10 protein-coding genes and 1 riboswitch are annotated in these 11,358 nt (G+C 62.9%); of the genes, 4 read left to right on the top strand and 6 right to left on the bottom strand.

The genetic code is table 11. From position 1 onward, the window contains the following. Window positions 1–85: 85 nt before the first annotated feature. Entirely contained in the window at window positions 86–1,291 is a 1,206-nt protein-coding gene (locus QD208_RS07805) for an AmpG family muropeptide MFS transporter (protein ID WP_082388128.1), read from the bottom strand. A gap of 253 nt (window positions 1,292–1,544) precedes the next feature. Here QD208_RS07805 and rfaH point away from each other — a divergent pair, with 253 nt between their 5' ends. After that, window positions 1,545–2,072 (top strand): transcription/translation regulatory transformer protein RfaH, encoded by a 528-nt coding sequence (gene rfaH / locus QD208_RS07800; protein ID WP_176676340.1) that lies wholly within the window; start codon window positions 1,545–1,547, stop codon window positions 2,070–2,072. A 68-nt stretch (window positions 2,073–2,140) separates the two neighbouring features. Continuing rightward, the gene (locus tag QD208_RS07795; RefSeq protein WP_043332448.1) at window positions 2,141–2,647 is read left to right on the top strand and encodes a peptidylprolyl isomerase; all 507 of its coding nucleotides are present in this window, start codon (window positions 2,141–2,143) and stop codon (window positions 2,645–2,647) included. 669 nt (window positions 2,648–3,316) lie between these two features. Here QD208_RS07795 and QD208_RS07790 read toward each other — a convergent pair. Beyond that, the gene (locus QD208_RS07790; protein WP_279836450.1) at window positions 3,317–3,763 is read right to left on the bottom strand and encodes a helix-hairpin-helix domain-containing protein; all 447 of its coding nucleotides are present in this window, start codon (window positions 3,761–3,763) and stop codon (window positions 3,317–3,319) included. A 295-nt stretch (window positions 3,764–4,058) separates the two neighbouring features. Here QD208_RS07790 and pyrF point away from each other — a divergent pair, with 295 nt between their 5' ends. Further along, complete coding sequence (gene pyrF / locus QD208_RS07785) at window positions 4,059–4,760, top strand: orotidine-5'-phosphate decarboxylase (RefSeq protein WP_153635206.1); 702 nt, start codon at window positions 4,059–4,061, stop codon at window positions 4,758–4,760. A gap of 120 nt (window positions 4,761–4,880) precedes the next feature. On the opposite strand, the gene QD208_RS07780 is transcribed toward pyrF, so the two are convergent. Further along, the gene (locus QD208_RS07780) at window positions 4,881–5,705 is read right to left on the bottom strand and encodes an SIMPL domain-containing protein (protein ID WP_279836449.1); all 825 of its coding nucleotides are present in this window, start codon (window positions 5,703–5,705) and stop codon (window positions 4,881–4,883) included. 166 nt (window positions 5,706–5,871) lie between these two features. On the opposite strand from QD208_RS07780, the gene QD208_RS07775 reads away from it, so the two are divergent. Then, entirely contained in the window at window positions 5,872–6,720 is an 849-nt protein-coding gene (locus QD208_RS07775) for a helical backbone metal receptor (RefSeq protein WP_279836448.1), read from the top strand. A 26-nt stretch (window positions 6,721–6,746) separates the two neighbouring features. Here the strand turns inward: QD208_RS07775 and cobO are convergent, their stop codons facing one another. The 3 genes from cobO to QD208_RS07760 all read right to left on the bottom strand — a co-directional run bounded on the left by cobO (window position 6,747) and on the right by QD208_RS07760 (window position 11,230). Then, complete coding sequence (gene cobO, locus QD208_RS07770; RefSeq protein WP_279836447.1) at window positions 6,747–7,346, bottom strand: cob(I)yrinic acid a,c-diamide adenosyltransferase; 600 nt, start codon at window positions 7,344–7,346, stop codon at window positions 6,747–6,749. Window positions 7,347–7,468: 122 nt separating this feature from the next. Further along, entirely contained in the window at window positions 7,469–9,352 is a 1,884-nt protein-coding gene (locus tag QD208_RS07765; RefSeq protein WP_279836446.1) for a TonB-dependent receptor, read from the bottom strand. A 131-nt stretch (window positions 9,353–9,483) separates the two neighbouring features. Continuing rightward, window positions 9,484–9,755: riboswitch (cobalamin riboswitch) on the bottom strand. A gap of 233 nt (window positions 9,756–9,988) precedes the next feature. Beyond that, complete coding sequence (locus QD208_RS07760; protein ID WP_043332439.1) at window positions 9,989–11,230, bottom strand: NupC/NupG family nucleoside CNT transporter; 1,242 nt, start codon at window positions 11,228–11,230, stop codon at window positions 9,989–9,991. Window positions 11,231–11,358 lie beyond the last annotated feature (128 nt).

Genomic DNA, 11,358 nt, shown 5'->3' with positions numbered 1-11,358 from the left:
CTTCTTGATGGGTTTCGTGGTGCTACCTGCTGTTTTCGGGCTCCCCTGCTGTTTTCGGGCTCTCCAGGTTGCCTGCGCGGCGTTGTCACTCGCCCGACATGGCGGGTGACTTGTGTGGCGTGGCCAGCATCGCGCCCCAGTGGCGGAAGCGCAGCAACAGCAACAGGCCCGGTATGGCGGCCAGCGTGCAGATCCAGAAGAAGCTGTCCCAGCCGGCCGCATCGGCCAGATAGCCGGAGGGCGCGGCGATCACCACGCGCGGCAGGCCCATGATCGATGAGAGCATCGCGTACTGGCCGGCGGTGAAGCGCTTGTCGGTCAGCGCGCCCATGAAGGCGATGAAGGCGGCGCTGCCCATGCCGGCTGCCAGGTTCTCGAAGGCGACCACCGCCGCGAGCCACGCCAGCGAATCACCGACGTGATGCAGCCAGACGAAGCCGGCAGTCGACACCATCTGCAGGATGCCGAACCACCAGAGCGCCCGATAGATGCCGATGCGCATGATCATCAGGCCGCCGAAGAAGGTGCCGGCTAGCAACGGCCACAGGCCGAACAGCTTGACGGTCGCGCCGATCTGGGAGTTGCTGAAGCCGATGTCCTTGTAGAAGGGCGTGGTCAGATTGCCCGCCACGGAATCACCCAGCTTGTAGAGCAGGATGAACAGCAGCAGCCAGATGGCGCCATCGCGTTTCATGAAGTGGCGGATGGGGTCCCACAGGATCTCATGCAGATGATGGGCGCGCGGCGCGGCCTGAGCCTCGGGTTCCGGTGCCAGCAGGGTCACCAGCATGCAGGCGCCCAGGGTCGCGGCCATGATCAGGTAGGTCACGCGGAAGCCGATCATGTCGGCCAGCACCAGGCCACCGGCCGAGGCCATCAGCATGCCGATGCGGTAGCCATAGACATAGAAGCTGGAGCCCAGCCCCAGCTCGTTGTCCGGCAGATGCTCGCGCCGATAGGCATCGATCACGATGTCCTGGGTGGCGCTGAAGAAGCTGACCGCCAGCGCGATGGCGCCCATGGTCAGCGGCGACATGTGCGGGTCCTGCAAGGCAAGCAGCGCGATCAGTGCGGTCAGGGCCAGCTGGGCGATCATCAGCCAGCCACGGCGCCGACCGAGCACCGGCGGCATGATGCGGTCCAGCAATGGCGCCCACAGAAACTTGAGGGTGTAGGGCAGGCCGACGAGCGCGAGCAGGCCCACGGCGTCCAGTGAGACACCGGCATCCGTCATCCAGGCCTGCAGCACGCTACCGGTCAGCAGCAGTGGCAGCCCGGAGGCGAAGCCCATCAGGAACGTGATACCATGACGGCCAACGAGTAAGCGTAAATCCTTTGAAGTCAAAGCCTTGCCTGTCCATGCAGAGGGTGTGGCCGCGCGTGTCACACGCACGGTGAGCGGCTATCTGCCGCTTGCGTCATTCATGGCCGGATTGTCGCACTGCCTGAGGGCAAGAGCCATGCATTGTCCTGCCGGTCAGCCGACAGGCATGATGCAGGTCGAGACACGCATGAGTGGGGCAGGCAGGCAATGAGAGGTCATCATGAGTGAAGCCCGAGAAGCTGCCAAGGCGCATTGGTATCTGATCCAGTGCAAGGGCGGGGAATCCTTCCGTGCGGCGGAGAACCTCACCAATCAGGGATTTCACGTCTTCCACCCCCTGTTGGAGGTGGAAAAGAAGCGCGGCGGAAAGCTGCGTTGGGTCGAAGAGCCGCTCTTCCCCTATTACCTGTTCATACGCCTTGATCAGATGGATGACAACTGGCGTCCGATTCGCTCGACCCGTGGCGTGCTCAAGCTGGTCAGCTTCGGCAACACGCCGACGGCGGTGCCGACGCCTCTGGTGGAAGCCCTGATCGCCAGCGGCGAGCAACGCCAGGAGCAACCGCCGGAGAATGTCTATTTCCGGGCCGGCGAGCAGGTCGAGATCATCGATGGCCCCTTGAGTTCGCTCAGTGGCGTCTTTGAGAGCGCGAAGGGCGATGAGCGCGTCATCGTGCTGCTCAATCTGATCAATCAGCAACAGCGTGTCGAGCTGTCCAGTCGTCAGCTGCGGCGTAGCGAAAGCTGAGCTGTCGTTCTGTCTCATCCGACTTGATCCGCGAGACCGCATTGCACCTTTCTTCTGGAGTGGTTCCCATGGCGATTACTTCCCAGCAGGTCGTCAGCCTGCATTACACCCTGCGCACCGCTGATGGCACTGTGCTGGATAGCTCCCTTGAGCGTGAGCCGATGGATTACCTGCATGGCCACGACAATATTCTGGCAGCGCTCGAGAGCGCGCTTGAGGGCTGCGATGTCGGCGACCGCAAGGTCGTCAATCTGACGCCAGCCGAAGGCTTCGGTGAGCGGGATGAAGGCCTGGTGCAGTACTTCGGGCGTGATGCCTTCGGCCCGGGCGAGATCAACGCCGGCATGCGCTTTCAGGCCCGCACCCCGGAAGGCCAGCGGTCGGTCACGGTGCTGGAAGTCGGTGAGCAGCAGGTCAAGGTCGACGCCAATCACCCGCTGGCAGGCCAGGCGCTGAGCTGGGAAGTCGAGGTGCTGGAAGTACGCGATGCCACGCGTGCCGAACTCTCGGCCGGTCATCCGCTCGGTCTCGATGTCAGCCATACCGAGATCGAAGACAAGAAGGTGCGTCGCTGAGGTAGGCATTGCGGATGGGTGTGACGCTCAAGCTCATCGTTGCAGCCCCTCTTCAACAACAGACAGCCCCGCTGCCGGTATCCTCGGCAGTGGGGCTGTCTGTTGTTGAGGTCTGTAGCGATGGAGAAAATTGATATGGATCAGTCGTCTGCGCGCCAGCCGCAAGGATCGAGCCGTGAAGCCTTCAGGACTTGATGCAGATCAGATTCGCGCGGGGCATGGCGGGGTAGAGTGTCCTTGTCGAGGCCGCAGCAGGCCGACACAGGCGGAAGAGCTATTGATGTCAGAGCGATTGATATCAGAGCTATCGATGTCAGAAGCACAGGTGTCAGCTGCCGACAGAGGCTGGCATTCAGGGAGCCCCTTGGGGAAGGGGCAGGCCAGGATGGCCGCTGTCAGAATCGGGCTTTTTTGCAGGTGCCGATTCGCCGTCAGGGGAGGGGGAAACCCCGCTAGCCGACCTTCGGGTCGGCTTTTTTGGTTGTGGGGTCCAGAGGGGGGAATGGCTAGCATCGCGTTTGCATGACGCTGGCTTGCCTGCGGGCTGCTTGAAAGCTTTTGCCAGTTCTTGCCAGTTCTTGCCAGTTCGTGCCAGTTCTCTGGGAGGAAGAGTGTCGCTGGACAGGCAACCCCGCAACTGGCACGAGGTTGCCTGCCCGGCGAGACGGCTCAACTATTGTTGCTGGCAGTCTTGAGGCTCTCGACTTCCTTGTGGGAGTCGACGGCCTTCCCGGTGGTGGTCTTGTCGATGCTCTGGCTTTTCTTGACAGTCTGGCTCTTCTGGATAGCCCCGTCTTGCTTGACCGACGGGCTCTTCGTGTTGATGGCCGAGGTCGTCTTGCCTGGCTTGCCCGGCTCGCCCAGCGTCAATGTCGTGTTCATGCGCTTGAGCGTATTGGGGCCGATTCCCTTGATTTCGGTCAACTGTGCCACGTCGGTGAAGGGGCCGTTCGCCTTGCGCCATTCGATGATGGCCTGGGCCTTCTTGCCACCGATGCCCTTGAGCTCGGTCAGTTGTGCGGCAGTGGCGGTGTTGATGTTCATGTCTGCGGCCTGGCTGGTCGGTGACAGTACCAGCAGGCTGGTCACGAGAAGTGTTCCTAGCAGGGTTTTCATGGTCGCTTCCTATGCTCACATCAGGGCGGTCGATTGGAAGTGCGCGGGGCGACCACCCGAGGCCCTGCGCGAGAAATACTCTGGCTCAGGTATTAGATTTGTAGTCATTTTAGATTTAAACGATTTCTCATCCTTGCGCGGCTTTCTGCGCTCAACGCAAGAAAGCACTACGAGCGTTAGCCTGCTGATTCGATTCGTCTTTCCCTGGGCATACAACGACAGAGCCGAGCGCTATAATGTCGCCCCGAGCCCATGACCTCCTGTCATTGCGCCTGCCACATCGCCTGGAGCCCGGATGCCTGCCACGACTTCCCCCCTGATCATCGCCCTCGACTACCCGGACATGAGTGCTGCGCTTGCCATGGCAGACCAGCTGGATCCTGCGCGCTGTCGCGTCAAGGTGGGCAAGGAGCTGTTCACGCGTGTGGGTCCCGAGATTCTCAAGGCATTGCATCAACGCGGCTTCGAGGTCTTTCTCGATCTCAAATTCCATGACATCCCCAACACCACCGCCCAGGCCGTGCTGGCGGCAGCGGAGCACGGCGTGTGGATGACCAATGTCCACGCCTCTGGTGGGGCGCGCATGATGCAGGCCGCCGCCGAGGCGCTCTCGACTCGCGGCCTCGACACCCAGCTGATCGCCGTGACGGTGCTGACCAGCATGGAACAGGCCGATCTGGCCGGTATCGGGCTGGATGTCACGCCGCTTGCGCAGGTCGAGCGGCTGGCGGCCCTCGCCCAGCAGAGCGGCATGCATGGTGTGGTGTGCTCCGCACGTGAGACCCCGAGTCTCAAGGCGCTGTGTGGCCCTGAGTTCCTGAAGGTGACGCCGGGTATTCGCCCGAGCTTCGCGCAGGCCGGTGATCAGCGGCGCACCATGACGCCCGGTGAAGCCATGGCGGCCGGTAGCACCCATCTGGTGATCGGGCGTCCTGTCACCCAGGCGGAGGATCCCCTGGCGGCGCTGGCGCTGATCGAGCAGGAGCTGGGCGCCTGATCGGCTGATTGTCTGCCTCATGGGCAAAAAAAGACGCCAGTCGCAGACTCTGCGGCTGGCGTCTTTTTCATGGCAGTGATCACTGCTGCTGATCACTCGCTCACGTTTTGCGCGACTGCCTCAATCGGCAGACTCGATATGCCAGCTGACCTGAACGCTGCTCTCGAGGCTCAGCTCGCCGGGGCGGTATTCGCTGCCGCTGCTCTTGGCCTCTGCCATGTCGGCACGCATTGCCATCATCTGCGGGCGCGGGCTATGTGAGGACTCATTGATCGACTGCACGCTGCCCAGGGTCGCGCCGAGGGTCTCGGCCATCAGTTGTGCCTTGTGGCGTGCCTTGGTCAAGGCTTCCTGCAATACCTTGTCTTCCAGGGCGTCCCGTTCACTGATCTGATACTGCACACCGGCCAGTTGATTGACGCCAGCGCCCAGCAGCAGGTCGATGACTTCCGGTACCTTGTCCAGGTCATCGAGAGAGAGGCTGATCGGGCGTTCGAGGTGTGTACGGCGCCATTGCTGGGGCTGCTGCTGACCATTGTTGCGCTCGTAGTACTGCTCAGGACGCAGGTTGAGGCTGCCGGCGCTGATCTGACGGCTGTCGATACCCGCTGTCTCCAGTGCCTGAATCAGTGTCGTCATGCGTGATTCCAGTGACTCGCGCGCCTTGCGGGCTGCCTGGCCCTCGGCCTTGCTGTCGGGAGCCTTGTCATCCACCTTGCGCGCGGGCGTCTTCTCCCACAGGCGCGCCTGGATGGTTGCCTTGTCGGGCGCCGCCTCCAGGCTGGCGCTGGCGCTGACATGCACCAGAGCCGGTGCGGGCGTCTGGTCGGCGCGGGCCAGGTGTGTGGCGCTGGTGGTGCATAGCGCCAGGCCGCATAGCATGGCGGTACGACGCAGGCGCTGGGCGAGGGGGGCGGGGCCTCTGGTGGCGTAGTTCATCAGCATGGGAATTCCCTTGAGTAAAGTGGCAACATTGTTGCCTGGCGCTTGGTGAGGGGCATGAATGCGGGCGCGATAGGCTTGAAAGTATCAGCAATGGGGGCGATGCGTGAAGGTACACGAGAGACTGCGCTGGATACGTGGCGCTGCACAGGCAGTGTTGGTGCTCGTCATGACATTGCTGATGGCGCTGCCTGCCCTGGCCGCAGGGCGTGAGGTGATCGACGATGCAGGCGACGTCGTGACGCTGTCACAGCCAGCGCAGCGGGTGGTCACGCTGGCCCCGCACGCGGCCGAGCTGGTGGCGGCGGCGGGAGGCTTGCCGGCCTTGATCGGTGTGAGCCAGGGCAGTGATCATCCCCCTGCGGTCAGCGAGCTGCCGCGCCTGGCCAGCTATCACGGGCCCAACCTGGAGGCGCTGCTGAGTGCGCGGCCTGACCTGATCGTGGCATGGGGCAGTGGGCTTTCCGATGAGATGCATGAGCTTCTGACAACGTTGGGGATGCCCGTCTTCATCAGCGAGCCCGCCACACTCGACGACGTGCTGTCCAATATCGCTCGGCTTGGCGCCTTGCTGGGCACCCGCGATATCGCGGATACGCGTGTGGCGGCGCTCGCAGCGCGAATCGAGCAGTTGGAGCGCTCCCGCGACAGCGCCCCCTTGCCGGTCTTCTTCCAGCTGGGGGAGAGCCCGATGACGACATTGGGTGGCAATCACCTGGTCAATGAGCTGATTCGGCGCTGCGGCGGTGAGCCGCTGCTGACGGACTCACCCGCCGTGGTGCCGCAGATCAACCGGGAAGCCTTGTGGCTGGCCAGGCCGCGCCTGATTCTGCATCCGGTCGCGAAGGGGCCGGCGCGCGAGGAGTGGATTGCCGCCTGGCGTGCAGATGAGGGGCCACTTTCCGAGGTGGCACTGGCGGGTCTGACTCCTGACCTGATCAGTCGTCCCGGCCCGCGCAGTGTCGAGGCGATGGCAGAGGTCTGCGCTGCCATCGCGACGGTGCAGGCGCCGGACTGAGGCATCGGAATAAGCGCGTCGGGCGCTCAGAAATCTATGCCGCGCCGCGCCTTGAGGCCATGCTTGAAGCCGTGGCGAATCTCGCTCATCTCGGTGACGGTATCGGCACAGGCAACGATCTCACGATTGGCATTGCGCCCGGTGATGATGACGGTCTGCTCCGCAGGACGATTCTCGAGTGCCGTCATCACTTCCTCCAGCGGCAGATAGCCGAACTTGACCATGTAGGTCAGCTCGTCGAGCACCACCAGATAGACGCTGTCATCGCGCATCAGGCGCTGCGCTTGCTGCCAAACGGCCTGACAGGCAGCGGTATCGGCATCACGATTCTGGGTGTCCCAGGTGAAGCCGGTGGTCATGGCATGCACTTCGAGATTGGCATCCTCGGCGAGCCGTTCGCGCTCGCCGCATTCCCAAAGCCCCTTGATGAACTGGATGACACCGACCTTGTAGCCATAGCCCAGCGCGCGGGTGATGGTGCCCCAGGCGGCGGTCGTCTTGCCCTTGCCATTGCCGGTGAACACCAGCAGCTGGCCGCGCTCCTCAGTGGCCTGTGCCACCTTGTCATCGACATGCGACTTGAGCTTTTCCATCGCGGCCTTGTGGCGGGTATTGCGGTCCGTCATGCATATGCTCCGTGAGTCAAAGGCACAGCACCGTCCCGGGGGCGGTGCTGTGATCGGTGCTGTGGTATGTGTGGCTGCTTGTCGCCCGAGGCTCTTCAAAAGAGGCATCCCGGGAAAGCCGATCAGAAGAAGAAGGTGACGCCGCCTTCTACATAACGGCCCTGGGTGTTGTAGCCATTGACCAGCTGATATTCGCGATCGAAGACGTTATCCAGCTTGGCGCTAAGCTTGACGTTCGGCATCACCTGCCAGCTGGTGCGCAGATCGACCACGCCATAGCCGGCAGTGCGCGTGTCGGTGTAGGTGTCTGCGTCAGTATCGCTGCGGCTGGCGCTGCCACGCAGCGTGGCACCGAAGCTCCAGTCGTCGAGTGCGTAATCGGCGTCCAGACGCGCAAAGCGCTGGGCGCGGCGCTTCAATTGCTCACCGGTATCGCGGTCCTCCGGGTCCTGCCAGGTCATGGCAAGGTTCACGCTCAGAGCCTCGCCTTGCCAGCCACTGCTCAGCTCGACGCCGCGGATACGTGAGCGATCGATATTGATCGGTGAGAAGTCGACTCCTTCGTAGCTGATCAGGTTGTCGATATCGGTCTGGAAGGCATTCAGGCCCAGATGCCAGTGATGTTGCTGCAAGCGCCAGAACAGTTCGGTCGTGGTGGATGTCTCGGCATCGAGGTCCGGATTGCCGGAGCCGTAGGGGCTGTAGAGGTCGATCAGGTTCGGTGCCTTGAATGCGCTGGAATAGCTGGCCCCGAGCTGTTGCGCGGCCGTCAGATCATAGGCGTAGCTGGAGCCGCCCGTCATCTGATGGCCATAACGATTGTCGTCGTCATAACGCAGGCTGGTCGTGACGTGGTGACGCTGTTGCTGAAGATGCCAGCTGCCGTAGACGCCGGTGGCATAGCGGCTATCGACGCTGTAGCCCTCGGCGGTGAAGTAGGGGCCATCGGCATCCAGGCTTTCCTCGCGATGGTCCACCCCCAGGCTGAGCGTGCCGAGGTCGGTGTAGAAGTCGTGGCGCAGGCCGACCTCGTTGCGGGTGCTGGCGACACGTCCGGCATCGCTGCCGGCTTCGGTGTTCTCGTACTCATCCCGCGTGCGCGTCACGCTGACCGTCATGTCCCAGTTCGGGTTCAGGTGCGTCAGCAGGCTGGCATCCAATACCATCTGGCTGCCCTCGCCGTGGCAGTCTTCCGAGGCACTGAAGCTGCTGTCGTAGCAGTCGTCATAGTCGTAATCGGTCTCGGTGTTGGCGACGCCGAGGCTGAGCGTGGCCTGCTGACCGAAGTCGTGGCCAAGACGCAGTTCGGCGCCCGTGGCCTCGTAGCCATCATCTTCACTGCCGGTATCGCGGGCCGAGAAGCCATCGCTCTCATCATGATGGAGATTGGCCGAGAGGCGCGTGTCGTCTTCCACCGAGCTGAACTGGGCGTTCTGGCGGAAGGTGCCATCGCTGCCGGCACGCAGGGTGACTTCTGCATGCTGACCGACTTCGTTGCCGCCACGCGTGATCAGGTTGATCACACCGCCGATGGCATCGGCGCCGTAGACGCTGGCACGCGGACCACGCACGATCTCGACACGCTCGACGGCGGCGAGTGGCAGGAACTCGAAATGCGCCAGGCCATCGGCACTGTTGGCAACACGCTGGCCATTGACCAGAATCAAGGTGTGGTCGGACTCGGTACCGCGCATGAAGAGGCTGGTCTGGCTGCCCATCGGGCCGCTGCGGGCGACCTCGATACCATTGCGTGATTGCAGCAGATCGACCAGCGAATTGGCCTGCAGGCGATCGATCTCGTCACGCGTGATGACGTCGGTGCTGGCCAGCACATCATTCTGCAGCTGCGGAATGCGATTGGCGGTGACCTGGACGGTGTCCAGGTCCTCGGATGAATCGGTGGTCAGCGCATCAGCAGCGACGGCGGGCGGGGTCAGCAGCAGGCTACCGACGAGGGTGAAGCTGGCCTGCGCGGATGCGCGACCACGAGTGTTGTTGTGTTTCATGAATGATCCTCAAGCGTCAGACGCAATGAGGAGGACAGCGTGACAGGGTGCGCGAGCACACGTCCCCCGCGCGCGCCCTGATCAAGCAGGCCCGTCGCGGGAGACTTGCCACTGGTGAGGCCCTCCGCATCAACCAGTGTGGAAGCGAGGGCCGGTCTCCGGACTGACGCCTGGTGGACTCCAATGGCAGGAGTCTCACCCCCTCATGCGCCTTCCCACCTCCTTCCCTTGGGGGAGGCCCGAATGACAGGTCCTCCCGGAGGCAGTGGCTGGCCGTGTCGATCCTGTCGATCGTGGTCGACCTGCATGAGCGTTGCGATCACCGTTGCGGGGGCAGTACGGGGTTTTCACCCGTTTCCCGAACACCCTGGCTTCAACGTGAACCATTGTCTGGGGCGGGGGGGAGGGAGTCAATCGGCAAACCGGCGTTGCGCTGACTGCCACCCAGGGCCGCTCAGGAGGGGGCATTCAGGGGGAGAAGTCAGAAAGCAAGTCTCAGGTTGTGCCAGATACGACAACGCCCGCACGGGGCGGGCGTTGTCGAGATGACGGTCTGGCCAGTTGGCGGTGTCTGCTCCATGGAAGCTCGTGCTACAGAAGCCAGCTCTCTGGAGACTGGCTCACAAGCGAGCGTCTCTAGAGAGACAGGAACAGGCCGGCAAGACTCGCTGACATCAGGTTGGAGAGCGTGCCGGCGAGAATCGCCTTCATGCCCATCTGCGCGATATCACCGCGACGGTTCGGTGCCATCAACCCCAGACCGCCCATCAGGATGGCGACGGAGGACAGGTTGGCGAAGCCGCACAGTGCGAAGATGATGATGGCTTCAGAGTGCTCGGACAGCTTGATCTGGTGGCTGGCGAGGTCGGCGAAGGCGACGAACTCATTGAGCACCAGCTTCTGACCGATGAAGCTACCCGCCTGGATGGCTTCGTGCCACGGCACGCCGATGACCCAGGCCACCGGGGCGAAGGCATAGCCCAGCAGCAGCTGCAGTGTGATGTCTTCATAGCCGAACAGGCCGCTGACCCAGCCGACGATGATGTTGCCCAGCGCGATCAACGCGATGAAGGCCAGCAGCATGCCGCCGACATTGATCGCCAGCTGCACGCCAGAGGCCGCGCCGGAGGCGGCGGCATCGATGACGTTGGTCGGGCGATCGATGTCCTTGCCCAGCGCTTCTTCGACGCTCTGGGTCTTGGTCTCGGTCTCCGGAATCAGCATCTTGGCCATCAGCAGGCCACCCGGCGCCGCCATGAAGGAGGCTGCCAACAGGTACTTGAGGTCGATGCCCAGCGAGGCATAGCCCACCAGGACGGAACCGGCCACCGAGGCCAGGCCACCGGTCATCACGGCGAACAGCTCCGAGCGGGTCATGCCGGCGATGAACGGGCGCACGACCAGCGGGGCTTCGGTCTGGCCGACGAAGATGTTGGCGGCCGCGGACAGGGACTCCGGACGGCTGGTGCCGAGCACCTTCGACAGGCCGCCGCCGAGCACGCTGATCACGACGTTCATCACGCGCAGGTGATAGAGCACCGCGATCAGTGAGGAGAAGAACACGATGATCGGCAGTACGCGCAGCGCGAACACGAAGCCGCCGCCGCCGAAGACTTCGAACATCTTGTCGCTGACCAGGCCGCCGAACAGGAAGTCCATGCCGACGTTGGCACTGGACATTACGGCCTGTACACCTTCGCTGAGCCCAAGCAGCATGCTCTTGCCGGCAGGCACGTAGAGCACGAAGATCCCCAGCATCGCCTGGATGGCAAAGGCACCCAGTACGGTGCGCAGGCTGATGGCGCGACGGTTTTCAGAGAGAAGGAAGGCAATCCCCAGCAGGGCGAAGACGCCCACCAGGCCCATGACGATCTGCATCAAGCAGCTCCTGAATGCGTAGGTGTTACGTTGAGGACAAGGCAATAGCGCTGGCCACAGGACGTATGGCCAAAACTGGCGCGTACTCTACCAGTATTTTTGCCCTCTGTCGGAGTCTGCCACTAACG

Source organism: Cobetia sp. 29-18-1 (assembly GCF_029846405.1).
Taxonomy (GTDB): Bacteria; Pseudomonadota; Gammaproteobacteria; order Pseudomonadales; family Halomonadaceae; genus Cobetia; species Cobetia amphilecti.
This window is presented reverse-complemented; position numbering and strand designations above follow the sequence as displayed.

What these genes read in the sequence shown, in the direction of transcription:
- QD208_RS07805 (WP_082388128.1), bottom strand. Translation starts at nt 1,291, where the DNA reads ATGGGCTTCGCCTCCGGGCTGCCACTGCTGCTGACCGGTAGCGTGCTG.
- rfaH (WP_176676340.1), top strand. Translation starts at nt 1,545, where the DNA reads ATGAGTGAAGCCCGAGAAGCTGCCAAGGCGCATTGGTATCTGATCCAG.
- QD208_RS07795 (WP_043332448.1), top strand. Translation starts at nt 2,141, where the DNA reads ATGGCGATTACTTCCCAGCAGGTCGTCAGCCTGCATTACACCCTGCGC.
- QD208_RS07790 (WP_279836450.1), bottom strand. Translation starts at nt 3,763, where the DNA reads ATGAAAACCCTGCTAGGAACACTTCTCGTGACCAGCCTGCTGGTACTG.
- pyrF (WP_153635206.1), top strand. Translation starts at nt 4,059, where the DNA reads ATGCCTGCCACGACTTCCCCCCTGATCATCGCCCTCGACTACCCGGAC.
- QD208_RS07780 (WP_279836449.1), bottom strand. Translation starts at nt 5,705, where the DNA reads ATGCTGATGAACTACGCCACCAGAGGCCCCGCCCCCCTCGCCCAGCGC.
- QD208_RS07775 (WP_279836448.1), top strand. Translation starts at nt 5,872, where the DNA reads ATGACATTGCTGATGGCGCTGCCTGCCCTGGCCGCAGGGCGTGAGGTG.
- cobO (WP_279836447.1), bottom strand. Translation starts at nt 7,346, where the DNA reads ATGACGGACCGCAATACCCGCCACAAGGCCGCGATGGAAAAGCTCAAG.
- QD208_RS07765 (WP_279836446.1), bottom strand. Translation starts at nt 9,352, where the DNA reads ATGAAACACAACAACACTCGTGGTCGCGCATCCGCGCAGGCCAGCTTC.
- QD208_RS07760 (WP_043332439.1), bottom strand. Translation starts at nt 11,230, where the DNA reads ATGCAGATCGTCATGGGCCTGGTGGGCGTCTTCGCCCTGCTGGGGATT.